The organism is Pyxidicoccus fallax (assembly GCF_012933655.1).
Taxonomy (GTDB): Bacteria; Myxococcota; Myxococcia; order Myxococcales; family Myxococcaceae; genus Myxococcus; species Myxococcus fallax.
The window spans coordinates 1-22,662 of the sequence record NZ_JABBJJ010000099.1; the positions used below are offsets into that span (position 1 = coordinate 1).

The following is a 22,662-nucleotide window of genomic DNA, read 5'->3' on the forward strand; positions in this document are numbered from 1 at the left end:
GGGCGTCTCGCTCCAGCTCGACTGGGGCGCCGCCATCAACAGCCAGGAGCCGCCCCGGGACGCGCCGGAGGGGCCGCCGCTGTATGTGGGCGCCACGCTGTCGCTGTGGGGAGATGACTGGTACCAGCTCGACGCGAGCGGCGCCTACGTCTTCGACGGCGGCCGGTTCATCGCCATGGTGGGCCCGCGCTTCCGCACCTGGGGCTGGCCGCTCGTCTTCACGGCCGGCCTCAAGGCGGGCGCCATCGTCATCCCGGAGGAGGGCCTGCGCTTCGGCATCTCCCCGCAGGTGGGCGCCGAGTTCATGCTGGGCGACGAGGACGACATCATCCTCGGGCTCCAGTACATGCCGGACATCCCCATTGGCGACGTGGAGGGTGGCATCACCCATCGCCTGGGGATGAACGTCGGTTACAAGTTCTAGAGGGGGCTCCACCATGATTGCCCAGTTCCTCGCCGCCACCCTGGCGCTGGCCACCAGCCAGGTGCCCGTCGCGGCTCCCGCCGGACGCGGAGGCCCGCAGCTCTCCCTGCCGTTCCCCTCGGGGAACGTGCAGACGTACAACATCATCCAGTGGGACCCGAACCAGCTCCCGCGTCTCTACGAGCGCTCGGATCAGCTGCCGCTCACCGACGAGGAGCTGACGAAGCTGTCCCAGGCCGGCTTCGAGCCCGCGCAGCTCGTGAAGATGATTGAAGAGCGCCGCTGCGCCTGCGACGCCAGCGCCGACGGCCTCATCCGCCTGAAGAAGGCGGGCGTGGACAAGTCGGTGCTCGCGGCGGTGTCCCGGCACGGGCTGGCCCCGAACCGGGCGCTCGACCTGCTGGTGACGCTGGACTTCACCGGCGAGAGCCGCACCGCGCGCGAGGCCTTCCTCTACTTCTTCGTGGACGACGGGGACGTCACCCGCGTCTTCACGGCCAACATTCCGGAGCTGCTGCAGCGCCGCAACAGCCACGAGACGATGGTGGACCGCAGCGACATCCTCGTCGCGCGCACCGTGCGCCGCGTGCAGCTGGCGGGCAAGGTGCCGCTGAGGACGTACGGCCCGCACAAGGTGCTGGTGGCCGCCAGCGGCAGCCCCACGCTCACCCACCCGAACCAGCTCAACCCGCAGGAGCTGGCGAAGGCGCAGACGTACACCTTCGACTATCCGCGCGCTTCCCTGCAGAGCCTCTGCCGCCTGACGGCCGGTTACCGCCGTGACGCGGTGCTGGCCTACAAGTGGAACTTCGAAGGCAGCCGCTTCGAATGCGAATGGAACTAGGAGTCAACGCACCATGAACCCCCGCCGCCTTCTCATCTCCGCCTGCCTCGCCGTCACGCTCGCCGCGTGCGGAGGTCCGCGCGCCTATACGCGCGGGACGTACGAGGACCCGAACACCATCGAGATGCTGTCGGACCGCTTCAACGAGAACGACCTGCAGCTCATCGCCAAGAAGATGGCCGAGTCGCTGGCCACCTCGCCGCGCTTCCAGCAGCCCCGCCAGGATGGCTCGCTGCCCATCGTCCTCGTGGGCAAGCTGAAGAACAGCACCTCCGAGCACATCGACATGCGCTCGCTGGGCGACAAGATTCAAACGGCCCTGGCGCAGACGGGCCGCTTCGCGCTGGTGGACCAGCAGGCGCGCCAGGACATCGCCGAGGAGTACGAGTACCAGCAGTCCGGCTACGTGGACCCGAACAGCGCCAAGGGCCCGGGCCAGCAGATCTCCGTGGACTTCCTGATGACGGGCGACCTCGCCTCCATCATCCAGGAGGTCGGCAACGACAAGCTCGTCTACTACAAGATGACGGCCAAGCTGAGCAACGTGAAGTCCGGCCTCATCGAGTGGACGGACGAGAAGCAGATCCGCAAGAAGTTCGAGAAGCGCAGCGTCGGCTGGTAACGGCCGCCCGGTGCGCCCCACACCTCAGGGTCCATCTCCATGAAGTCCTCCTCCCTCCCCATCCCGGCGCGCCTGTCCGGGTGGGGCGGGCTCGCGTTGGTGAGCCTGCTTCTGCTGTCCGGCTGCGCCGGTGACTACTCGGCGCGCACGCGAGACGTGCGTGCGGCGTACCAGTCAGGGGACTACCCGCGCGCGCTGGAGGCCCTGGAGGCCGCGGCGAAGGCCGGCATGGAGAAGGACCGGCTGCTGGTGTTGATGGACAAGGGCATGGTGCTGCACGCCGCCGGGAAGTGGGCGGAGAGCAACGCCGTGCTGGAGCAGGCCGAGCGGCTCAGCGAGATGCTCGACGGCGTCTCCGTCAGCGAGGAGGCCGGGGCGCTGCTCACCAACGAGCGCCAGCGCGCCTACCGCGGGGAGGACTTCGAGAAGCTGATGATTTCCGTCCTCCAGGCCCTCAACTACGCCGAGCTGGGCGAGTCCGAGAGCGCCATGGTGGAGGTCCGCCAGGTCAACGAGCGCCTGGAGAAGATGGTCGCCGAGGAGAAGAAGCCGTACCAGCAGCTCGCCATCGCGCGCTACCTGGGCGGCGTCATCCGCGAGGACCAGCGCGACTGGGACTCGGCGTACATCGACTACGCGAAGGCGTACGAGCTGGAGCCCGAGCTGGGCGCGCTGGTGGAGCCGCTCCTGCGGCTGGCGAAGCAGGCCGGCCGGGACGCTGCCTACGCGGAGCTCCTGGCGAAGTACCCCGACGTGCCGCACGCGCCGCTGGCGCCGGGCGAGGCCCAGGTCGTCGTGGTGGTGGAGGCGGGCCTGTCGCCGGAGAAGCAGCGCGCCTCGCGCGACGGCGGCGAGGGAGGCAACGTCATCGAGGTGCCCGAGTACCGGGACCGCGGCAGCACGCCGTCGGTGCGGGTCTCGCTGGGAGACACGACGCAGCCGGCGGTGACGGTGACGTCGCTGGCGGACGTGGCCCGGGTGCACCTGGACCACCGCATCGGCGGGATGCTGGCGAAGCAGCTCGCCGCCGCGGTGGTGAAGGCGGGCGTGTCCGCGGGCGTGGGCGCGATTACCAAGAGCGAGGAGGTGGCCGTGCTCACCTTCCTGCTGCTCAACGCGGGTAACGCGCCAGACCTGCGTTCCTGGCTTTCCCTGCCCGCGGCGTTCAAGGTGGCGCGCTTCCGGGTGCCCTCGGGCAGCCACACGGTGCGTGTGGAAGCCGGGGGGCGGACCACGGAGCGCACGGTGGACGTGAAGCCCGGGCGGGTGGGGCTCATCGTGGTGCGGCGCTACTGAGGGCAGCGGAAATCCAAATCTGAGGTAGGGTGCGCGCCCCAATGTCGTCAGTGCTGGGCTCGGTCGCCCTCTATTCACTCATCATCGTCCTCGGTGCGCTGGCCGGCGCGGTGGTCGTGGTTCGCAACGAGCGGCCCACGCGGCTGGTGCGCTTCCTGGCCTTCGCGGCGGGGGTGATGCTGGGCGCCGCCTTCTTCCACATGCTGCCGGAGGCGTACTCCGGTGGCGGGTGGTGGGCCTTCGCGCTGGTGCCGGCGGGCTTCGTCTTCATCCTGGTGCTGGAGCGCTACCTCGTGGCGCACGCGGGCGAGGACCTGCCCGGCGACCACATGTCCAGCCACGGCGGGCCCGCGCAGCCCGGGCAGGTGCTGGGGCTCACCGCGTTCCTCGGGCTGTCCACGCACACGCTGTTCGACGGAATCGCCCTGGGCTCGGCGGTGGAGGAGGGCGTGGGGGCCATGGCGCTGCTGGCCATCGTGTCTCACAAGGTGCCGTCCGCGCTGTCGCTGGCGTCCATCCTCAAGAGCGAGGGCCGCTCGCGGGCCGCCATCCTGTCGCTGTCCACGCTCTACGGGATGATGGTGCCGGCGGGCGCGGCGCTCTACTTCCTCTTCGACGCGGCGCTGCACTTCGAGCACCTCGCCGCCAAGGCGCTGGCCTTCTCCGCGGGCACGTTCCTCTACATCGCGGTGTCGGACCTGCTGCCGCACGTGCACCGGCACGGCAAGGACCAACCGGGGCGCAACGTGGTGGCGCTCTTCTTCGGGCTGGCGCTGATGTTCCTCTTGGCGCGGTGGATGGGCCACCCGGGCCACTGAGTCACCGGGGAGGCCCGAGGGCGCCCGGAGGCCCGCCCGCTTCGGGCTGCACGGCACGCGCGACGGTCGCACCCTCCCAGGGAGGCCCCGCCCCCTTCCGGCGTCGGGCCCCGTGACGCGCGGCGCTTCAGCCGCCAGGAGGAGACCGCACCATGTTCACCGTGGGGGATGTGATGTCCCGTGACGTCATCACGCTGCAGGAGACGGATGGCCTGCTCCAGGGCGATGAACTCCTGAAGAGCCACCGCATCCGCCACCTGCCCGTGGTGCGGGACGGGAAGCTGGTGGGAATCGTCAGCGACCGGGACATCATCCGGGCCCTGGCACGCCACCCGGCCACCCGGCAGCCGCCGCTGCACATCTCCGACATCATGACGCGCGGGCTGGAGACGGTGAGGCCGGAGCTGCCGGCGCGCGACGCCATCCGGAAGCTCCTGGACCACCGCTTCGGCTGCCTGCCCGTGGTGGAGGGCGACGGGACGCTCCTGGGCATCGTCACCGAGTCGGACTTCATGCGGCTGGCCTCCCGGCTGCTCGACGACTCGGAGCGCGGAGGCGAGGACGCGCCGGGCGCCTCCGCCCCCTGAGCGCCCGCGCATCTTCTTGCTTTCCCTTCCGGGGACCGGAGGATGCGCGCGCCCTCATGGAAAAGCGCACCGACTGGTACGAGCACCCCGAGTATTACGAGGCCATCTTCGGCACCGACACGGTGCGCGAGGTGGACTTCCTCCAGACGCTCAGCGAGCGCCACGGCACCGGCGGCAAGCGGTGGCTGGAGCCCGCCTGCGGCGCCGGGCGGCTGGTGGCCGAGGCCGCCAGCCGGGGCCTCCAGGTGGTGGGCTACGACATCTCCGAGGCGATGCTCGCCCATGCGCGCAAGCGCCTCACGCCCGCGCAGCGGCGCCGCGCGAAGCTGTTCCAGTCGCGCATGGAGGCCTTCGCCGAGCCCTCGCTGGAGGGGCGCGTGGACCTGGCGCACAACCTCGTCTCCACCTTCCGCTACCTGGACAGCGAGGCCGCGGCGCTCGCGCACCTGGAGGGCACGCGGCGCCTCCTGAAGCCCCAGGGCATCTACGTGCTCGGCTTCCACCTCACGGACTACGCACGCGAGAAGCCCGAGCACGAGCGCTGGGTGGGGCGCGTGGGCAGGGACCACGTGGTGTGCAACACGCACGAGGGCCTGCCCGAGCGCCGCCAGCGCCGCTCCCCCATGCGCAACCGCCTGCGCGTCACCGGGCCGGGGAAGGACTGGCTCATCGAAACCACCTGGTACTTCCGCACCTACAGCGAGCCCCAGGCCCGCAAGCTGTTCCGCGCGGCCGGTCTGCGTATCGCCGCCGCGTACGACTTCGACTACGACGTCGAGTCCCCCGTGCGCCGCGGCAGCCTCCGGTTGGACCGCGTCTTCGTCCTCCAGCCAGACGCGGGGTGAGGAAACCCCGTACGCCGCGCCACATCGCGACGCTCCGGAAGGGGGCTGCGTTCCATCCGGACGCACGTGCGTCCCGCCAGGACGCAGCCCGGAGCCCTCGGGAGCCCCCGGTGGGCTCAACCCATTGAAATCATTGAAAAGGGGCCGCTGGCACGCGCCACGCAATAGGTACGTGCGTGGCACGGGGGAAACCCACGTGCCCCGCGGCATCGGAGTTTCGAGAACGCGGAAGGAGGGGCCGCTCCTTCCGCGTTCTTCATCTCCGCTACACTCGCTCTTTCCGATGCGGCCCCGGCGGCTTCCGTCGGAAGATGGCTCCGGACGGAGGCGAGTGGATGCACGAGGAGATGTCGCAGCTGCTGACCGCACTGCGCGGAGCGAAGGATTTCGAGACCGCGGCGGCGGCCACCTTGCGCCGGATGCTTTTCCTGGCCCAGGAGACGGTTGCGTCCAGTCGGTACGCAGCCCGGGCCCGGGTGCTTCGCGGAATCGTCCACCTGCGCCCCGGCGAGGCCTACCGCCGCCTGGCCGCGCTGGATGTGGGCTCCAGTGAGATTACGGATGCCAGCGTGGGCACGCCGTTCTTCACCTCGGCCACGGCGTGGCGCGCGGTGGTGGAGCACCGGTGCGCGGTGTCCATCGACGTCAACGTGGGCACGGTGCAGCCGCACGCGCCCAACGCGCCGGTGACGGGAGACCCGGGGCTGGCGGGCTTCCACAGCAACGAGAGCCGGCAGCGCTTCCTCGGGCGCCACGCCACGCACGTGTGCGTGCTGCCCCTGCGCACGCCGGCCGGCGGCATCGAGGGGATGATTTCCCTGGAGGCGGACTGCCTCGCCGCCATGGGGCAGGAGTTCGTCTGGCTGACGGTGGGGGACCGGCTGCAGCTCTTGGCGGACGTCGCCGCGCCGTACCTGGCGGGGCTGCCGCAGCGCCCGGTGGCCACGCCGGAGATGGACGAGTACCTGCCGGTGGTGGGCCGCTCCATGGCGGAGCTGCTGCCCATCCTCCGCGTCTTCGCCCTCCAGGATGAGACCATCCTCATCAGCGGCGCCACCGGCGCGGGCAAGTCGCGGTTGGCGCGCTGGTGCCACGAGCGCTCCAACCGGCGTGGCCGGCCCTTCGAGACGTTGGACCTCGTCACCGTGCCCGAGGACCTCCAGATGGCGGAGCTCTTCGGCTGGAAGAAGGGCGCCTTCACGGGCGCGGTGAAGGACGCGCCGGGCAGCGTGGCGCGCGCCGACGGCGGCACGCTGTTCATCGACGAAATCGACAAGCTGTCGCTCAAGGCGCAGGCGGGCCTGCTGCACCTCCTGGAGTCGCGCAGCTACCGTCCGCTGGGCGAGGGCACCGGCGAGCGTCAGGCGGACGTGCGCTTCATCATCGGCACCAACGCGGACCTGCACGCGGAGGTGCGCGCGGGCCGCTTCCGCGAGGACCTCTACTACCGCGTCAACGTGCTGCCGGTGCGCATGCCGGCCCTGCAGGAGCGCGCGGACGAAATCCCCCTGTGGGCCCGGTACATGGTCAACCGCCGGCACCGCGAGCGCTCCCCCGAGGGCAGCGCGCGCGTGACGCCCGATGCGGAGCGGCTGCTCGTGGGCAGCAGCTGGCCGGGCAACCTGCGGCAGCTCGACAACATCGTCCGCCGTGCGTACACGCTGGCCATGGTGGAGCAGCCCGCCGCCACCGGGGAGCTGGTGCTCCAGGAGAAGCACGTGGCCCGGGCGCTCGACTACGAGCAGACGCCGGGCGGCAAGCCGCTGCCCGAGGCGCTGCGCGCGGCGGCCCAGGCCTTCGTCGCCGAGGCGCGCAAGCGCCCGCTGGATTTGGACCTCGCGGAGGCCTTCCGTGGCCTCGTGCTGGGCATGGCCATCCGCCAGGTGGGCCGCGACGAGGGCTTCAAGCTGCTGGGGCGCGAGAGCCTCGTGAAGAACCGCAACCACCACAAGGCGCTCAAGCGCGAGCTGGACAAGGTGGAGGCGCTCTACAAGGCCCTGGGCGAGGAGCACTCTCCCTTCGCCGACCTGCTGTCCGAGGACGAGGCCGCCTGAGGCCGCTTTGCTCCTCCTGACGGGGGTGGCTCCAGGCAGGCCACGTCGTTCCCCGGGCCGCGTCCGTCTTCGGGCGCGGCGCTCCTCGAGCCGCAGTCGGCTTCAAGCCGCGGCTCTCCCAGGTCGGGGCGCCGCTCGGCGCCTGAAGCTCAGCGCGAAGGGCAGGGGGCCTGCCGGCTCTCGCGCGGGGAGATGCCCGGCGCGCCGCGGGCCAGCTCGTCACAGACGAGCGCGTGGAGGCGGAAGGCCATGCGCGCCTCCTGCACGACTTCGAGGGCCTCCTCCTCGTCCAGCTCCAGCCCGTCGATGCGCGAGTCGAGGCGGACGCGGAAGGCGGTCAGCTCCCCCTGGGTGAGCGCCTCGTAGAAGCGGGTGCCCCGGCCGTCCTCCAGCTCGAAGGCCTCCGCCACGCGCGGGCCCCGCGCGGGCGCGGTGAAGAGGTCCAGCATGCACCGCGCGTAGACGTGGGCCACCAGCAGGTGCGGCGCGTCCTCCGCCACCTCCCGCAGGCGCTGCGCATGCAGCCGCACCTCGCGGCAGGCGAAGGTGTCCGTGCGCGTCTCGCCACAGAAGTAGAGCAGGTCCGACTCCAGCGCGGCGGCGCGGCGCAGCTCCGGCAACAGCAGCACCGGCGTCAGCGGCGAGTCCACCACGCGCGGCAGCAGCCCCTCGAAGGTGTCGTAGAGGAAGTGCAGCTGGCGCAGCCAGGCGACGTAGTGCTGGGCGCGGACGAACTGGCCGTAGACGCCGCCCTCCCACGCATCGAAGAAGAGCGTCTGGATGAAGAGGGAGCGCTCGGCCTGCTCGCGCGCCTTCGCAGTGCCCTCCGCCAGCAGCACGGACAGCGGGGCCGGGACGGGCGCGGGCGTGGCCGCCTCCGCGTCCGACAGGCGGCGCACGCGGGCGGACTGCTCCGTCCGGGGCAGTCGCAGGGTGCCGGTGGCGCTCACTGCTTCCACCCTCCGGTGGTGACCAGCCCACCCGGCACCGCGGGAGCAACCTCGTCCTCGGACGCGTGCGCGCGGGGGCCGAGCTGCTGGATGGCCTCGAGCAGCGTCATGCCAATGGCGCGCAGCACCTCCTCCTCCACGCGGATGGTCACCGGCCCCAGCGCCAGGTGGATGTGCCCGCAGGTGCAGCGAGTCACCTCCGCGCATGGACCTCGTGCCAGCACCGTCTTGCCGCATCCCTGTCCGAGCATCGTTGCTCTCCATGATTTTGATTTTGATTATCGAAATCAAGAAGATGATGCACGAAAGCCGGACGGAGGGCAAGCCGCCCGCGTTCAGGCTCCGGAAAAAAGAGGGGACTTCAGGGCGCCGTGCGTCCCAGGGGCTGGCGCTGGTCGTCGCGCAGGCCCACGAGCACGCTGGCACCGCTGTCCGCCACGCGCAGCTCGCCGTAGCGGGCGCGCTCGTACCGTTCCGCGTGGCCCTCCTGGAAGAAGAAGGCCTCCGCGCCCAGTCGCACGCTCTGGTCGCGGACGCGGTAGCGAAGCTTGAACTCCCCGGGCGCCAGCGGCGTCGCTGGCGAGTCGAAGCGCACGAAGCGCCCCACGCCCTGTTCGTCCAGGCGCAGCACCAGGTGGCCGTCCTCCGGCTGCGAGCCCACGGTGCTCCATTGCTGGAGGCTGATGTCGTATCTCAGCACCATGTAGTCGCCCTGGATGAGTGACCGCGGATCCCGGGGCCCCAGCTCCAGCAGCACCGTGCGGCCGTTGGCCAGCACGTGCTCCTTCTGCACCACGAGTCCCGCCGGGACGAGGAGCGCGAGCGCCAGCCCGCCGAAGATGACCGCCGCGCGCATCACCGCACCTCCGCCACCGCGGCCGGGAAGCGCCGCAGGAGGAACAGCCTCAGGCCCAGGAACACCAGCCCGCTGCCCAGCAGCGCGACCGCCTTGGCCAGCAGCGTGAGGCTCAGGTCGTAGTAGTACCAGCCCCCCGCCGCGAGCAGGAACGCCGCGGACAGGCCCACCAGGTCCACGCCGCGCCGGTGGAAGCCCAGCACCATCATCCCCACCGCGCCGATGACGGCCGGCGTGTTCAGCGTCATCAGCGCCGTCAGCACCAGTGCCGCGAACACCGCGGCCCCCGCCACCCCGGAGGCCTCCAACTTCAGCTCCCGCATCACCCGCCACGCCGTGTACAGCGTCACCGCCGTCAGCCCCAGGGTGAGCAGCCCATCCGGCGCGTCCAGTCTCTCCGGAGACTCGACGCCGAGCATGCGGGAGAACCCGAGCGTGAGCAGCGAGCCCAACACGAAGCAGGCCAGCCCGTAGCTCGCCGGGCCCACCCACTCTCGCCTGGGCCCGAGCCGCAGCCGGGCGCCCTCCAGGAAGAGCACGTGGACGAGCACGGCGCAGACCAGCAGCCCGAGCTGCACCCCGAACTCGTCCATCATCCGCCACAGCAGGAACACCGCGGACGCGGCCACGCCCGCTGTCATCAGGAAGCGGAGGATGGCATCCGGGAAGGTCACCAGCAGCACCGCGCCGAGCACCAACACGATGACGGCCGCCCCCACGTCCTCATTGGGGCGCATCGCCTCGCCCAGGCCCACCGCCACCATCACCACGCTGGCCAGGCACAGCGCCAGCGCGAGCTGTTGGAGGAAGAGGCCCCTGGCCCTGCGGCGCAGCAGCGTGGCGGCCACGCAGAAGCCCAGGCCGAAGACGCCCAGCACCGCCTCGTTGTCCAGCAAGCCGATGCAGCCCAGGAAGCTGAGGAAGAACGCGGCGGCCAGCCACGCGCCGAAGCCCGCGAGCGCCTTCACGAACCAGGGCGTGGCCGCGTGGAGGAACTGGTGCGTTCGCAACGCCGTGCGGACCCGCGTCTCGGAGCCCGTGTCCAGGAGGCCCTCCGCCTCGAGCGCCGCCAACACTTCTTTCACCGGGGGACGTCGCGTCATCTCAGGACTCCTCCGTGGCGCCCGTGGCCCGGGCCTCGCCGCGCAGCCACGACACCGCGAGCGCCACCTGGCCGACGACGATGAGGGGCAGGAGGAAGAGGCCGAACGCCTCCAGGTTGGCGTCCAGGAGGAGGACGCGGCCCGCGCCGGTGGTGACGACCGTCATGATGCACAGCGCGCCCAGCGACAGCAGGAACAGCTCGCCGTCCAGGTGGCGGTGCAGCGCGTAGTCCGCCGCCAGCGAGCCCAGCGTCAGCAGCAGCGCCACCGCGCCACCCGCGCCCATCTCGAACGGCACGAGGATGCAGGCCACCGAAGCGCAGAGCAGCGGTGACACCGTCATCACCGCCATGCTCCGGGCCACCCACCGTCCCTGGAGCCAGGCCACGCCCGTGTTCGCGAAGTGCTCGTACGTGGCCCAGGCGAAGCCGTTGAGCAGGCCCAGTCCCACCGCGAGCCAGCCGGAGTCGTCCAGCTCGCCGCCCAGGACCTGCTTCCAGAAGAGGACGGCGGCGGTGTCCACGAGCACGAGCAGGAACAGCCACAGCGGCGCGAAGCGCGACAGCGCCACCCACGGCAGGATGAGCAGGGCCCACCCGGCGAACAGCTCGTACGGGTCCGCGCCCGTCTGGTACGCCTGCCCGTACACCGCCAGCAGCGCGCCCACCAGCACCGAGGAGGCCAGCAGGGAGAGCTGGCCGGCGAGCCCCTCGCCCAGCCGCCACGCGCCCACGGCGGTACCGGCGATGCCCACCGCGATGAGGCCCAGCTTCGCGAAGCGGTGCATGTCCGCCCAGTTGTACGCGAAGAAGTAGATGACCCCGGCGAGCACCAGCAGCGTGCCCAGCGCCATCAGCGTGGTGGACAGGAAGCGCCGCCACTCGGGCCGTGAGGGCGTGGCCATGGACAGGTGCAGCGCGCGCTCCAGCGCCGCGGGCGTCAGGACACCGGCATCCGCGAGCGCGCGCAGGCGCTCGGGAGACGCGGGCAGGTCGAGGAAATCTTTCGGCACCCGGGCAGTGTAGTCGCTCGACGGGGCTTCCGCGCTGGGGCGGGGGAGCCCTGGGCGGTGGAGGCGGGCGGACGAGCCGGCGTGCTAGACTCCCGGCCGTGGTGCCCGCCTGGCGCCCATCCAGGGGGAACGCTCGAAATGGCGAGCACGAAGTGTCCGGAGTGCGGTCGTGCCCTCATCGTGACGGGGCTCGCGCCGGGCGCCCCCCTCACGTGCGCATGTGGCAACGTGGCGTCAGCTCCCTCGGGGATCCGCAAGAAGCCGCGCTATGTCTTCGCGACCATCGCCAGCGTGGTGCTGCTCAGCCCCTGTGTCATCGCCATTCCCAACTTCATCCGGTTCAATGTCCGGGCGAAGCAGGCCGAGTGCAAGAGCAACCTGAGGGCCTGGCACGTGGCCCAGCGGAAGCATCACGCTCAGCACGAGGCCTACTCGTCGTCCGTGGGCTTCTCGCCCGAGCGCGGCAACCGGTACGCCTACCTCGGCGGCGTGGGCGCGATGGAGGAGCGCGGCGTGGCGCGGGCGGTGGCGGCGAAGGACGCGGTGTCGGTGGGCGTGGACACCCGGTACACGAACCTGCGGTCCATCTCCGTGGAGGACCTGCCGCGCGAGGTGGCCAGCAAGCTCGGTGTGTCCGGTCAGTGCCCCGACTGCGCCATCACCGCGGCGTGCGCGGGCAACATCGACGAGGACGACACGCTGGACGTCTGGGTGGTCTCCACCGGCGAGCTGGACCTCCGGGACGCCAACGGCGAGCCCGTGTCGCCCGGCGAGCCCGCGAACATCGTGAACGACGTCACCGACTGAGGAGGGCACTGTCGTTCCGAGGGGTTGCGGCCCGGGAAATTCCCCGAAAAGATTTTTCGAGACGGCGGCGGCCTCCGGTCCCTCCAGTGGGCTGGAGCCTTCGACCGTCATGACCCCAGAATCCGTCCATCGCGCCGCCTCGCCCGTGACGGGCCCTCGGGGCGGGCGTGTGCCTTTCGTCCTGCTCGGGCTCGGCGCCGTCATCCTGCTCGCCGGGGTGGCGCTGCTCGTCCGTGACTCCGGAGGAGGGGAGGGCGCCGCCGGGGCCGACGCGCCTTCCGCCCAGGCGCGCGGTCGGTTGGGGCAGGGCGGCGCGGGTGGCTCCTCCGGCGGAGGCGGGCAGCAGGCGGAGGCGCTGCCTCCGCGCTTCGACGGCACCCTCTGCTGGAAGGACCTCGAGCGCTTCAACGAGGGCGTCACGGTCGGCAACTTCCGTCAGTGGGCCGCGCCCCTGCTGGCGTCGGGTGACCCGGTCGTCCGGGACTACCTGCGCGAGCGGCTCACCGAACTCATCGGTAACGACGCGGCCCACGCGACGGAGGTGCTGGGCTGGGCGCGCGATGCGGGGCCCCGGGAGTTCAACGTCATCATGTCGGCCCTGCGCGCCTCCGAGGCCGTGCACCAGCCCCAGGTCGCCGCGCGGCTGCTGGAGCAGGGCGTGAGCGGTGACCTGGATGGCGCGCGGCGCGCGGGCATCCTCTCCGCCCTGGACACGCAGAAGCGGCTGGACGCGGAGTCGCTGGGCCGGCTCGCGGACTTCGCGAAGGAGCCCGCCTCCGGTGAAGCCGGCTGGGCCGCCACCCGCACCATCGCGCGCGTCATGAAGCGCGACTTCAACGAGAAGGGGAACCTCGCGCCGTACCTGGACAAGCTGCTCACCATCGGCACCGAGTCCCCCGACGAGGACATCCGCTACCTCGCGCTGTCCATGCCCATGCACGCCACGCCCGTGCTGGACGAGGACGCGAGCGCCCGCTACGCGAAGGTGCTCACCAGCGAGGGCAGCCCGGATGGCCGCGAGGCCGCGGCGCACAACCTCTCCGTGTCCGGCGGCGACAAGGCGAGGACGCTGGAGCTGTTCTCCCAGTCCTTCGCGACCGAGCAGGAGGTGTGCGTGCGCTGGGCCCTCTTCCGCTTCGCCGCGCGGGTGGCCGGCCGAGACGCGCTGCCCGTCATGGCGAACATGGCCGTCGTCGACGCGCGCTTCCAGCCGCTCTACCACGTCTTCGAGCGCATCTACGCGAGCGGCACGCTCGACTTCGTGCGGGTGTGGAACAGCCTGCCCGAACAGGACCCCTTCGGCTGCCTCGACCGCCACCACTGAGCACGGAAGCCCTCATGTCACGCCCTTCCTCCCTCACCGCGCGCGTGCTCGGCCTCCTCGCGCTCTGCTCCTTCCTTCCGATGCCGTCCCTCGCCGCGTCGGACCCGGCGCCCTCGTTGCAGGCGGAGACCTGCTCCGTCGAGGGGTTGATGGACGGCATCCGCCGGGGGCTCGGCTCGAAGTCGGAGGCGTACCGGAAGTACCTGCGCACGCTGCTGCGCGAGTCCGCCGTCACGCTGCCCGACGCGGAGCTGCGCGCCGCGTTCGAGCGTGAGACGGACCCCGTCATGCTGGAGCACCTCGCCGCCGCGCTCGTCGCGCGCACCGAGCGCGGGGCGGACCCCGAGGCCATGGGCGTGGTGGCCCGGCGCATCCTGGGCGAGAGAGACGCGTCCCTGCGCGTCGCGTCCCTGCGCGCCCTGCGGCGCACCAGTGGCACGGAGAACACCGGCGACCTGTACGAGCGCCTCGTGCGGGACGCCTCGCCCGAGGTGCGCGAGGCGGCCGCGACGAACCTCATCGAGGACAACCTCCACGTGTACTCGGGCCACCACGGCCCGGCGGCGGACCGGGCGGTGGCCGCGGCGGCGGCGTCCTCGGACCCGAAGGTGACGGCGCGCATCCTCGACAGCGTCTCCACCGAGCACATCAGCGCGGAGTCCGCGGACCGCATCAAGTCGCTGCTGCGCTCCGACGACGCGTCGGTCCGGGCGGCGGCGGTCAACGCGCTGGGCGGCGTGCCCTCGGAGCAGATGGCCGGCGCGCGCGAGACGCTGCTCGCGATGTACCGCGACGAGCCGGACACCGGGGTGCGGAAGATGCTCCTGCAGAGCATCGCCCAGCTCGGCTTCGCGGGCGCGATTCCGGACCTGCAGCGGCTGCGGAACGTGGACCCCGCGCTGGCGCCGGAGGTGGACGCGTGGACCCGGGTCCTCGGCATGGGCCTTCAGGAGTGGAGCCTGATCCTGAGGGAGAAGCAGCGTTCGCGTCAGGCTCCATGAAGAGCAGTTCATTCGGGGGCCGGTCTTCCGGCCCGAAAGGAAAGTCGATGCGGAACATCATGAAGACGGGGCTGACGGCGCTGGCCGCGCTGGCGCTCATCCCCGCGGCGGTGACGGCGCACGAGGTTCGCGGCACGCACCCCGGCACGGTGACGGCGCTCACCACCTACCCCAGCAGCGGCCGTTACCACGGCGCGGTGGACATTGGCGCGGGCGGCCAGTGCAACTACTGGGGCGCCGAGACGGGCGTGGTCGGCTCGGTCTCCTGGAACGTCACCATCCGCACCACCGGCGTCGTGTGCTACGGCAGCGGCAGCGGCAACCAGAACGAGGCCAAGCACGTCTGGCAGAGCGGCTGGACGTTCCGTCAGTGGCACTTCATCAAGACGAGCGACTCGTATGACCGCACGTGTGACCGCTGCCAGGTGGGCAACATCGGCGGCACCGGCAACGCCAGCGGCCCGCACTCGCACCTGCAGCAGGACAAGCTCGGGACCAACGACACCTCCTGGTACAAGGGCTACACCACGCAGGGCGAGGCCGTGAGCCGCGCGGAGACCATCGGCTACCTCGACTAGTCGATGCGGGCCGGGCCGCGTGCCCGCTCCTCCCTCCCGAGGCGATGCCCCCCCGCTCGCCTCCGGACCGGTCCCCCCGCCGGTGGGGTCGCAGGTGCTGCGTCATCCGCATCTCCCCCGGGTGGAAAGAGCCAATGGCCCGGCCCTCTCGGAGTCCGGGAAGCGAGGCCCCCGACTCGCTTCCCGGACCGTCCGGGATGGGCTCTCATCGGCCCACGCCATGAAGCCCTCGCTCAAGCCCCTCTTCCTCCTCGCGGACAGCTCGCCGCTGTTCTGGCGTGGCGCGGATGGACCGTTCCTGGACTGCCTCCGCACACTGACGCGCGACGACCCGAGCGTCCCGCCGTTGCGCGCGGCGTACCTCGGCGCCTCCAACGGCGACGTGCCCGAGTTCTACGAGCTCTTCACCGGCGCGATGTCGCTGGCGGGCATCACGCACTGCCGCATGATTCCCTCGCGGCCCACGGGCGAGGACCTCGCGTGGCTCTCTGTCGCGCACGTCATTTTGCTGGCGGGCGGCGATCCGCTCCTGGGCTGGGAGACCTTTCGCGGCAATGGCGTGGAGTCCCTGCTGCGCGAGCGCCACCGCGATGGCGCCGTCCTGATGGGCATCTCCGCGGGCGCGATGCAGCTCGGCACCCAGGCGTGGAGCGACCCGCCGCCTCCGGAGCTGGCGCTGTTCCCCGTACTGGGGCTGGCGCCCTTCATCGTCGGAGTCCATGAAGCGCCGGACTGGACGGAGCTGAAGCGCGCGCTGCGGGCCGCGGGGCCGGGCGCGCGCGGAATCGGCATTCCGCTGGGCGGCGGCGCGCGGGTGCACCCGGATGGGACGCTGGAGCCGCTGCGCCACGCGCTGGTCGAGTTCCGCAACGAGGGCGGCACGCTGCGTGAGGGGCGCATCGACCCGCGCCCGGGTCAGTCGCTGGTGACGAGGTAGGGCTCGGGGAGGGGGCGCTCCTCGCAGTCGAGCTTCGTGCCGTCCTCCCACGCGAGCATCAGCAGGTCCGCCGGCGCGTCGAGCGCGATGATGGGGTGGTGCCACAGGCCCGCGCGGTAGTTCACGCCCTGGCCCGGGCCGCACACGAAGGCGCGGAGCTGGGACAGGTCCGGTTCACCGCGTGCGTCCTCCGGGCACACGACGACGAGGAAGCGCTGGCACTGGAGCGCCACGAACATCTGTGTCGAGCATGGGTGCCGTTCGAGCAGCCGGACCTGGAAGGGCAGCGTCTTCGCCACCGAGCGGAACACGGCGAGGTTGGGCTCGGCCTGGGGCCGGCTGCCCCCGAGCCGGGCCACGTAGTCGAAGCGGGTGGCGGTGCCCTGGTTGGCGCTGGCGCCGCCGGACAGCTCCAGGCCGATGACGTCCCCGAAGGGCGCGAAGGCCTCGCGCGTGAGGGGCTGGGCGCGGATGGGGGCTCGCATGGGGCTCAGTCCTCTTCCCGCGCATCCAGGGTGGTGGCGTGCTCGCAGAGCGTGCGCAGCGTGTGCTCCCACTGCGCACGCCGGTGCCGGGCGGCGTTGATGTAGATGGCGCGGGCCAGGCCCCAGGCGCCCACCGTGACGCCGAGTAAGGTGCCCAGGGCGCCGGGAACCGAGCCGGAGAGCATGCCGACCGTCATGGCGGAGGGAAAGCCCACGCCTCCGCCCACGCCGCCGAGGATTCCGCCGTACAGGCCGCCCGCCAGCCCCGCCGACGAACCCCGCAGCTCGATGCGCAGGCGCCCGCCGCTGTTCCAGAGACTCACCCGCGTGGGGAGCGCTCCGCCCTCGTCGGGCTTGCGTGTCCAGGTCAGCCGCTCTCCGTCGGAGTGGACCGAGCCGCGTCCCCCCACCAGGTCATTCATCTGCTTGGCGAGCTTCTCGATGCTCCCGCGCGTGAGCTGGAATTGGAGGGTGCGCTCCAGGACGACCTCGGTGGGCTCACCGAAGAAGTGGCTCTTGGGGACGGGGACGGGCTTCTCCTCCAGCGAAGCCGCGGCCCGGCGGATGTTCTCCGGGGCGATGCCCGCGTCGGCGGCGATTCGCTCCAGGTCCTCCAGGCTCAGCTCGGCCTGGGGGCCGCGCGTGTCGAGGTGCGCGGCGCGCCGCAGGATGAGCTCGGCCTCCTGCTGGCTGAAGTGACGGGCGGGCTGTCGCGGCTTCTCCATGACGGTGCATCTTGCCTCAACAGGGCGGAGGGCGAGCGCGGTTGCTAGGATGCGGGGAGACAAGGACCCCGGTGATGGCCTCCGTCAGACAGAACCGCTGGCTTCTCCTGCTGTCCTCCCTCCTCTTGCTGGTGGCGTCTCGCGACGTCCAGGCCGGTCGGAAGCCCATGCCCACCCCCTCGCAGTCTTCCCAGGCGATTCCCTCTCCCCAGGTGCTCGCGGCGGCCTGGGAGAAGGCCCACTCGAAGGAGCTGCCCGTGCCGCCGCTGGTGCGGCACGGCGACGTGGAGAAGCACCTGAAGGCCCTGCGCGAGAAGGCCCCGGACCTGTTCCAGCTGGAGGTGGTGGGGCACTCGGTGGAGGGCAGGGCGCTGTACCACCTGTCGCTGGGCACCGGCGCGCGGCACGTGCTGCTCTGGTCGCAGATGCATGGCGACGAGCCCACCGCCACCACGGCCCTGCTGGACTTCTTCGAATACGTCCGCACGCACCGCCAGGAGCCGTGGGTGGCGCGGATGCTGGGCGCGCTCACGCTCCACGCCGTGCCGCTGCTCAACCCCGACGGGGCCGAGCGCTTCCAGCGCCGCAACGCGCAGGGCATCGACATCAACCGGGACGCGCTCGCGCTCCAGACGCCGGAGGCGCGGGCGCTGAAGGGACTGCGCGACAGGCTCCAGCCCTTCATCGGCTTCAACCTGCACAACCAGGGCTGGCGGCACGCGGTGGGCCGGACGGGGCGCCCCGCTTCCATCTCCGTGCTCGCGGCGGCGTTCGACGAGAAGCGGAGCGACAACCCGGGCCGGCTGCTGGCGAAGAAGGTCTGCGCGGTGATTCGAGACACGGTGGAGGCGCTCGCGCCCGGGCAGGTGGGGCGCTACGACGACTCCTTCGAGACGCGCGCCTTCGGCGACAACATGACGCGCTGGGGGACGCCCTCGGTGCTCATCGAGACGGGGGCGTGGACCTCCCTCCCGCCTGACGAGCCGTTGGTGCGCCTCAACTTCGTCGCGCTGGCCACGGCGCTGGACGCGCTCGCCACGGGCAGGGCGGAGCAGGCCGACATCGCGCGCTACGAGTCCATTCCGGAGAACAACAGCTCGGGGCTCGTCCACCTGCTCCTGAATGACGTGGGCCTGTTCGGCGCGGGAGGCAGGCCCTTCACCGCGGACGTGGGCATCGCCGTCACGCGCGAGGTGCGCCGGCAGGGCGGCCAGCTCGTGCTGGACCACGTCGGCAAGGTGGAGGAGCTGGGCGACCTGCGCACGCTGGGCGCCATCGAGAAGGTGGAGGGCGCGGGGCTGTTCGCCGTGCCGCTGGCGGGGCGCGCCGTGAAGCAGGGCGACACCCTTCAGCTGGAGAAGCCCGCGCAGGTGGAGCTGGGACAGCCCGCGGAGCTGATGCTGCTGAAGCCCCTGGAGCCGGCGGGCACCTTCCGCGTGGAGCGCATCATCCGCTTCGACGGGTGAGCGCGGCCCGCGCCTACCGGGCGGCCGAGGGCCGTGCCTTCCAGGCGTCGACCTTCGCCACGTCCTCCGCGAGCCCGGCCTTCTCGAAGCGGGTGCGCGCCTCGTCCGCCATGCGCCGGGCCTGCTCATGACGCCCCAGGCCCCAGAGCGCCCTGGCCCGGAAGAAGCGCGCGCGGGCTCCGTCCCGCGGCTCGGCTTCCTCCAGCCCCTTCATGGCCGTCTCCAGCAGACGCGCGGCTTCCGCGTGCTCACCTCGGCCCAGCGCCACCTGTCCCAGGCCCAGGAGCGCCAGCGCCGTCATGGGGCTGGTATCGCCCAGGGACTTGCTCAGCACCGTGTACGCGCGGCGCAGGTGGGGCAGGGCCTCCGCGTCCCGTCCCGCTTCCAGCAGCGTCTCGCCCCAACTGTGCTCGAAGATGCCGATGTTCTGGTTGTCCGGCCCCTGGGTGCGCTCGACGATGTCGATGGCCTGCTGGAAGCGGGACGCGACGCCCTCCCAGTCTCCTTTCGACTCGGAGCAGCCCACCGTGTTGTGCAGGGCGTTGGCCACCTCCGGGTGGTCCGGGGGCAGCGCGCGTTGAATCAGGGCCAGCGCCTGCTCCGTGGCGGCGCACGAATCGTCCTCGCGGCCCAGGCGGTCGTACACGACGCCCAGGTTCGTCCAGGTCGCGGCCTGCAGGGCGAAGTTGGGCACCTCCGCCCGCTGGTGGAGGGCGAGGGCGCGCTGGAGCGTGGCCATCGCTCCCGCGTAGTCCCCGGAGTACGACTGGGCCGCGCCGAGGTTGGAGAGCACCAGCGTCAGCTCCTGCTCCGCCGAGCGCCCCTGCGCCTCCAGGGCCTGCGCCGCCAATGCGAAGTGCTCGCGCGCCTTCGGATAGCGGCCGGACCGGTACTCCATCATCGCCAGTGTGTTGTTGAACGGCCCCTTCAGGCCGAGGCCACCGCCCGCGCGCTCCACGGCCACCTCTGCGTACCGGGCCAGCCGCTGGCCGTCGTCGTAGCGTTCCAGCCGGCTGCCCACCACGCCCACCAGTCCGGTGCGCGCCCGGGCCAGCGTCTGCGAATCCCCCGCGCGCTCCGCCAGCAGCGCCGCCTCGTGCAGCGAGCCCTCCGCCTGGGTGAATTCGCCCAGCCGCTCCTCCAGCAGTCCCGTCTGGAGCCACGCCTCCGCCTCCGCCTGGAGGAGGCCCGCCTCGCGTGCCTCCCGCGTCACCGCGCGGGCGCGCTCCACTCCCGCGGCGTAGCGGCCCGCCGCCATCAACGCGCGCGCCTCGGCCAGCCGTGCCTGGAGCCTCGTCAGCGTGGGCTGCTGCTCCGGTGACACCGGCGGAGCACCCGAGGCCAGCGCGCTCCAGTCCGCGCACGCCGCCAGGTCCGGCAGCGAGTGGCTGGCCCGTGGCGCCCGCTCCACCACCTGCGCGTCCACCGAGGTGAACACCTCCGCCAGCGCCCGCAGGTCCTCGCGCGCCCGGTCCAGGCACGCCAGGCGCAGGGCCAGCATGCGCTCCGGCTGCGAGCGCTCCACGTGGGTGGCCACGCACGCCTCGCGCCGCGCCTCCGTCCACCGCGCCGCGTAGGCATCCAGCGCGCCCTCCACCGCGCGCGCCACCGTGTCCGCCGCGGGCAGCCCGCTGTTCGCGAAGGCCCGGCGCACCGCCTCACGCCGAGCGCCGTCCCATGCGCCGTCCAGCCGCGCCGCGCCCACGCACGCCTCGGCCCGCGCCCGCAGCAGCTCGCGCGCGCCAACTGGCGCCGCCGCCATCGCCAGCACCGCCGCTCCCGCCGCCAGCCAGCGGCGACGCTGGCGGGCCGGGTCCCGCTCCAGTTCCGCCACCAGCGCCTCCACCGAGGGGAAGCGCGCGTCCGGCGAGGGGCTCAAACCTCGCGACAGCGCCCGGCGCACCGGGGCCGGCACCACGCGGCCCGGAGGCGGGGGGCGTATCCGGCTTTCTTTCATGGCCTCGCACAGCTCGGCCACCCCGGTGCCGGTGAAGGGGCGCTCGCCGTGGAGGGCCTCGTACGCCGCCACGCACAGGCTGAACTGGTCGCTGTGCGCGTCGGTGCGGCGGCCCTCCAGTTGCTCGGGCGCCATGTACACCGGCGTGCCCAGCAGCGCGCCGGAGTGGGTGAGGGGCACGTCCAGCGAAGAGCCGCCCAGGGCTTCGCGCGGACGCCCCGTGTCCTCGCCGCCCTGAGCGCGCGCCAGGCCGAAGTCTGTGATTCGCGCGCGCCCGTCGCGGCCCACCATGATGTTGTCCGGCTTGACGTCGCGGTGCACCAGCCCGGCCGCGTGCGCGGCGGCCAGTCCCCGGCCCGCGTCGCACACCACGCGCACCACCTCACGCCACGTGCGCGGGCGCTCCGCCAGCCACGCGGACAGCGTGCCGCCGTCCACCCACTCCATGGCGACGAAGACCTGCTCCCGCCACGTGCCCACGTCGAAGACGGGGACGACGTTGGGATGGGACAGCCGCGCCAGTGCCTGGGCCTCGCGCTGCAGCCGCGCGCGCGCCTCCGCGGACGGGCCGCCCCGCGACGGGTGCATCAGCTTGAGCGCCACCCGGCGGTGCAGCTCCGGGTCATAGGCCGCGTACACCACGCCCATGCCGCCCGAGCCCAGCGGTTCCAGCAGCACGTACCGCCCCAGCGCCGTGCCCCGCGCCAGCAGCGGCGCGTCGGCCACGGGTGCCTCCGCTCCGGATGGAGGGACTGTTCGCGAGGGGGCGCCCCGGTCCGCCAGCAGGGCCACGGCCTCAAGGCACTCCGCGCAGTCGCGCAGGTGGCGCTCCACCTCGCCGCGCTCCCCGGCCGGGAGCGTGCCATCCGCGAAGGCGACGAGCCGCTCGTCGTCCGGACAGGCCGTCACCGGCGGGCTCATGCGCCGAGGCCCTTCGACAGCGACAGGTGAATCTGACTGCGCACCAGCTCCATGAGGGACTCGAATTCCTCGGGCCCCAGGCGCAGCTCGTCCATGAGCCGCGCGCGGATGCTGGCGAGCAGCCGCTCCCGGGCCCGCGCGATCCATCGCGCCGCCGTGGCCCGGTGCACGCCGTACGTGCGGCCCAGGTCGTCGATGTTCAGCCCCTTGGCGAAGTGGAGCCGCAGGATGTTCACCTCGGTGTCCTCCAGCTCGGCGAGCGCCGCGCGGAAGGCGCGCTGGAACGCCTCGCGGTACTCACCCTTGATGAGCGCCAGCTCCGGGTCCGGTGAGGGCATGGCCAGCCCCGTGACGAGCCGCTCGTCCAGGCTGACCGGCTGCACGCCGCGCCGCAGGTTGAGCGCCACGCGCGTGGCGACGACGCCCACCCAGGCCTCCAGCGGGCCCCGGCCCGAGTACTCCAGGATGCGCGGGCCACTGCCCTCCGAGCCCAGCAGCAGCCGCTCGCGGACGCCCTGGCGCACCTCCTCGATGAAGGCCGCGGACGCGTCCACGCGGCGCGCCGCCTGCGCCACCCGCTCACGCACGCGCCGGTCCAGTTCCTGCTGCGCCCGGGGATTTCCCTCCGCGCTGGCCAGGGCCAGCACCTGGTCCTCCAGGTGCGGCGCGGCCGGAGGAATCGCGTCGCGAAAGCCGCGCTCCAGCGCCTGCTTCAGCCGCGAGGGCTCCAACCCCCACGCCTCGCACGCGGGCGCGGCGGCCTCCAACTGCGCGCGCAGCCACGCCTCCCGCTGCTGACGAGACGCCGGGCCGGGCGTCGGGGAGACCTCACTCGTGTCGGGGAACTCGGACTCTGCGTCGTCGGGATGCATCCGCGGGCCTGGGAAGACAGGCCCCGCATTGTGCACGCGTTGTTCGGTGGGATGAATGCCTACCGCTCACCTGGAGGCTTTCCCATCGCCCGCGCTGCTCAGCCCTTGGAGCACCACTGACCGAGATGGGCACGTCGTTGGGCTGGTTCACCGGGGCGGTATGCTGGTGGCGAGGGAT

General features: G+C 72.1%; 23 protein-coding genes. 14 read left to right on the forward strand and 9 right to left on the reverse strand.

What is annotated here, in order from left to right; translation table 11 throughout:
• The 8 genes from HG543_RS21640 to HG543_RS21675 all read left to right on the forward strand — a co-directional run.
• Positions 1-424 (forward strand): hypothetical protein (locus HG543_RS21640; protein ID WP_169346726.1); only part of this gene is annotated, 424 nt, incomplete at its 5' end.
• Between the two features lie 13 nt (positions 425-437).
• Complete coding sequence (locus HG543_RS21645) at positions 438-1,268, forward strand: hypothetical protein (RefSeq protein ID WP_169346727.1); 831 nt, start codon at positions 438-440, stop codon at positions 1,266-1,268.
• Positions 1,269-1,281: 13 nt separating this feature from the next.
• Positions 1,282-1,890 (forward strand): penicillin-binding protein activator LpoB, encoded by a 609-nt coding sequence (lpoB, locus tag HG543_RS21650; RefSeq protein ID WP_169346728.1) that lies wholly within the window; start codon positions 1,282-1,284, stop codon positions 1,888-1,890.
• A gap of 39 nt (positions 1,891-1,929) precedes the next feature.
• Entirely contained in the window at positions 1,930-3,186 is a 1,257-nt protein-coding gene (locus HG543_RS21655) for a COG3014 family protein (RefSeq protein ID WP_171818219.1), read from the forward strand.
• A gap of 41 nt (positions 3,187-3,227) precedes the next feature.
• A complete protein-coding gene (locus tag HG543_RS21660; RefSeq protein ID WP_169346729.1) occupies positions 3,228-4,004 on the forward strand; it encodes a ZIP family metal transporter in 777 nt (258 codons plus the stop codon).
• A gap of 152 nt (positions 4,005-4,156) precedes the next feature.
• A complete protein-coding gene (locus HG543_RS21665) occupies positions 4,157-4,591 on the forward strand; it encodes a CBS domain-containing protein (RefSeq protein WP_169346730.1) in 435 nt (144 codons plus the stop codon).
• A 56-nt stretch (positions 4,592-4,647) separates the two neighbouring features.
• Positions 4,648-5,436, forward strand: a complete 789-nt coding sequence (locus tag HG543_RS21670; RefSeq protein WP_169346731.1) for a class I SAM-dependent methyltransferase — start codon at positions 4,648-4,650, stop codon at positions 5,434-5,436.
• Positions 5,437-5,771: 335 nt separating this feature from the next.
• Entirely contained in the window at positions 5,772-7,490 is a 1,719-nt protein-coding gene (locus tag HG543_RS21675; protein WP_171818220.1) for a sigma-54-dependent transcriptional regulator, read from the forward strand.
• A 149-nt stretch (positions 7,491-7,639) separates the two neighbouring features.
• Here HG543_RS21675 and HG543_RS21680 read toward each other — a convergent pair whose 3' ends face one another.
• The 5 genes from HG543_RS21680 to HG543_RS21700 form a co-directional block, all read right to left on the reverse strand.
• A complete protein-coding gene (locus tag HG543_RS21680; RefSeq protein WP_169346733.1) occupies positions 7,640-8,440 on the reverse strand; it encodes a biliverdin-producing heme oxygenase in 801 nt (266 codons plus the stop codon).
• A complete protein-coding gene (locus HG543_RS21685) occupies positions 8,437-8,691 on the reverse strand; it encodes a hypothetical protein (RefSeq protein WP_169346734.1) in 255 nt (84 codons plus the stop codon). The genes HG543_RS21680 and HG543_RS21685 overlap by 4 nt, the downstream gene beginning before the upstream one ends.
• Before the next feature lie 110 nt (positions 8,692-8,801).
• Positions 8,802-9,296, reverse strand: a complete 495-nt coding sequence (locus HG543_RS21690) for a GDYXXLXY domain-containing protein (protein WP_169346735.1) — start codon at positions 9,294-9,296, stop codon at positions 8,802-8,804.
• Positions 9,296-10,399, reverse strand: a complete 1,104-nt coding sequence (locus tag HG543_RS21695; protein WP_169346736.1) for a DUF4401 domain-containing protein — start codon at positions 10,397-10,399, stop codon at positions 9,296-9,298. The genes HG543_RS21690 and HG543_RS21695 overlap by 1 nt, the downstream gene beginning before the upstream one ends.
• Position 10,400: 1 nt before the next feature.
• On the reverse strand, positions 10,401-11,411 hold the full coding sequence (locus HG543_RS21700) for a DUF2157 domain-containing protein (protein WP_169346737.1): 1,011 nt from the start codon (positions 11,409-11,411) through the stop codon (positions 10,401-10,403).
• Positions 11,412-11,549: 138 nt separating this feature from the next.
• Between HG543_RS21700 and HG543_RS21705 the strand changes: the two genes are divergently transcribed.
• The 5 genes from HG543_RS21705 (at position 11,550) to HG543_RS21725 (ending at position 16,058) form a co-directional block, all read left to right on the forward strand.
• Complete coding sequence (locus HG543_RS21705; RefSeq protein WP_169346738.1) at positions 11,550-12,218, forward strand: fimbrial protein; 669 nt, start codon at positions 11,550-11,552, stop codon at positions 12,216-12,218.
• 109 nt (positions 12,219-12,327) lie between these two features.
• Positions 12,328-13,542 carry a hypothetical protein gene (locus tag HG543_RS21710; RefSeq protein ID WP_169346739.1) on the forward strand — a complete coding sequence of 405 codons (1,215 nt, stop codon included), beginning with the start codon at positions 12,328-12,330 and terminating at the stop codon, positions 13,540-13,542.
• A gap of 14 nt (positions 13,543-13,556) precedes the next feature.
• The gene (locus HG543_RS21715) at positions 13,557-14,543 is read left to right on the forward strand and encodes a HEAT repeat domain-containing protein (protein ID WP_169346740.1); all 987 of its coding nucleotides are present in this window, start codon (positions 13,557-13,559) and stop codon (positions 14,541-14,543) included.
• A gap of 47 nt (positions 14,544-14,590) precedes the next feature.
• On the forward strand, positions 14,591-15,121 hold the full coding sequence (locus tag HG543_RS21720; protein ID WP_169346741.1) for a hypothetical protein: 531 nt from the start codon (positions 14,591-14,593) through the stop codon (positions 15,119-15,121).
• A gap of 220 nt (positions 15,122-15,341) precedes the next feature.
• Positions 15,342-16,058, forward strand: a complete 717-nt coding sequence (locus HG543_RS21725; RefSeq protein WP_169346742.1) for a Type 1 glutamine amidotransferase-like domain-containing protein — start codon at positions 15,342-15,344, stop codon at positions 16,056-16,058.
• On the opposite strand, the gene HG543_RS21730 is transcribed toward HG543_RS21725, so the two are convergent.
• Positions 16,037-16,543 carry an ureidoglycolate lyase gene (locus HG543_RS21730; RefSeq protein ID WP_169346743.1) on the reverse strand — a complete coding sequence of 169 codons (507 nt, stop codon included), beginning with the start codon at positions 16,541-16,543 and terminating at the stop codon, positions 16,037-16,039. The two genes, HG543_RS21725 and HG543_RS21730, sit on opposite strands and share 22 nt — an antisense overlap.
• Before the next feature lie 5 nt (positions 16,544-16,548).
• Positions 16,549-17,268 (reverse strand): hypothetical protein, encoded by a 720-nt coding sequence (locus tag HG543_RS21735; RefSeq protein ID WP_169346744.1) that lies wholly within the window; start codon positions 17,266-17,268, stop codon positions 16,549-16,551.
• A 74-nt stretch (positions 17,269-17,342) separates the two neighbouring features.
• Here HG543_RS21735 and HG543_RS21740 point away from each other — a divergent pair, with 74 nt between their 5' ends.
• A complete protein-coding gene (locus HG543_RS21740) occupies positions 17,343-18,734 on the forward strand; it encodes a M14 family metallopeptidase (RefSeq protein ID WP_246357205.1) in 1,392 nt (463 codons plus the stop codon).
• A 13-nt stretch (positions 18,735-18,747) separates the two neighbouring features.
• Here the strand turns inward: HG543_RS21740 and HG543_RS56380 are convergent, their stop codons facing one another.
• Together HG543_RS56380 and HG543_RS21750 are read right to left on the reverse strand one after the other, a co-directional pair.
• The gene (locus HG543_RS56380) at positions 18,748-21,612 is read right to left on the reverse strand and encodes a protein kinase domain-containing protein (RefSeq protein ID WP_169346745.1); all 2,865 of its coding nucleotides are present in this window, start codon (positions 21,610-21,612) and stop codon (positions 18,748-18,750) included.
• On the reverse strand, positions 21,609-22,484 hold the full coding sequence (locus tag HG543_RS21750; protein WP_169346746.1) for a hypothetical protein: 876 nt from the start codon (positions 22,482-22,484) through the stop codon (positions 21,609-21,611). Before HG543_RS21750 ends, HG543_RS56380 begins: the two co-directional genes overlap by 4 nt.
• Positions 22,485-22,662 lie beyond the last annotated feature (178 nt).

Coding starts and splice junctions, on each gene's coding strand:
- HG543_RS21645 (WP_169346727.1), top strand. CDS start 438: ATGATTGCCCAGTTCCTCGCCGCCACCCTGGCGCTGGCCACCAGCCAG.
- lpoB (WP_169346728.1), top strand. CDS start 1,282: ATGAACCCCCGCCGCCTTCTCATCTCCGCCTGCCTCGCCGTCACGCTC.
- HG543_RS21655 (WP_171818219.1), top strand. CDS start 1,930: ATGAAGTCCTCCTCCCTCCCCATCCCGGCGCGCCTGTCCGGGTGGGGC.
- HG543_RS21660 (WP_169346729.1), top strand. CDS start 3,228: ATGTCGTCAGTGCTGGGCTCGGTCGCCCTCTATTCACTCATCATCGTC.
- HG543_RS21665 (WP_169346730.1), top strand. CDS start 4,157: ATGTTCACCGTGGGGGATGTGATGTCCCGTGACGTCATCACGCTGCAG.
- HG543_RS21670 (WP_169346731.1), top strand. CDS start 4,648: ATGGAAAAGCGCACCGACTGGTACGAGCACCCCGAGTATTACGAGGCC.
- HG543_RS21675 (WP_171818220.1), top strand. CDS start 5,772: ATGCACGAGGAGATGTCGCAGCTGCTGACCGCACTGCGCGGAGCGAAG.
- HG543_RS21685 (WP_169346734.1), bottom strand. CDS start 8,691: ATGCTCGGACAGGGATGCGGCAAGACGGTGCTGGCACGAGGTCCATGC.
- HG543_RS21690 (WP_169346735.1), bottom strand. CDS start 9,296: ATGCGCGCGGCGGTCATCTTCGGCGGGCTGGCGCTCGCGCTCCTCGTC.
- HG543_RS21695 (WP_169346736.1), bottom strand. CDS start 10,399: ATGACGCGACGTCCCCCGGTGAAAGAAGTGTTGGCGGCGCTCGAGGCG.
- HG543_RS21705 (WP_169346738.1), top strand. CDS start 11,550: ATGGCGAGCACGAAGTGTCCGGAGTGCGGTCGTGCCCTCATCGTGACG.
- HG543_RS21710 (WP_169346739.1), top strand. CDS start 12,328: ATGACCCCAGAATCCGTCCATCGCGCCGCCTCGCCCGTGACGGGCCCT.
- HG543_RS21715 (WP_169346740.1), top strand. CDS start 13,557: ATGTCACGCCCTTCCTCCCTCACCGCGCGCGTGCTCGGCCTCCTCGCG.
- HG543_RS21720 (WP_169346741.1), top strand. CDS start 14,591: ATGCGGAACATCATGAAGACGGGGCTGACGGCGCTGGCCGCGCTGGCG.
- HG543_RS21725 (WP_169346742.1), top strand. CDS start 15,342: ATGAAGCCCTCGCTCAAGCCCCTCTTCCTCCTCGCGGACAGCTCGCCG.
- HG543_RS21730 (WP_169346743.1), bottom strand. CDS start 16,543: ATGCGAGCCCCCATCCGCGCCCAGCCCCTCACGCGCGAGGCCTTCGCG.
- HG543_RS21735 (WP_169346744.1), bottom strand. CDS start 17,268: ATGGAGAAGCCGCGACAGCCCGCCCGTCACTTCAGCCAGCAGGAGGCC.
- HG543_RS21740 (WP_246357205.1), top strand. CDS start 17,343: ATGGCCTCCGTCAGACAGAACCGCTGGCTTCTCCTGCTGTCCTCCCTC.
- HG543_RS56380 (WP_169346745.1), bottom strand. CDS start 21,612: ATGAGCCCGCCGGTGACGGCCTGTCCGGACGACGAGCGGCTCGTCGCC.
- HG543_RS21750 (WP_169346746.1), bottom strand. CDS start 22,484: ATGCATCCCGACGACGCAGAGTCCGAGTTCCCCGACACGAGTGAGGTC.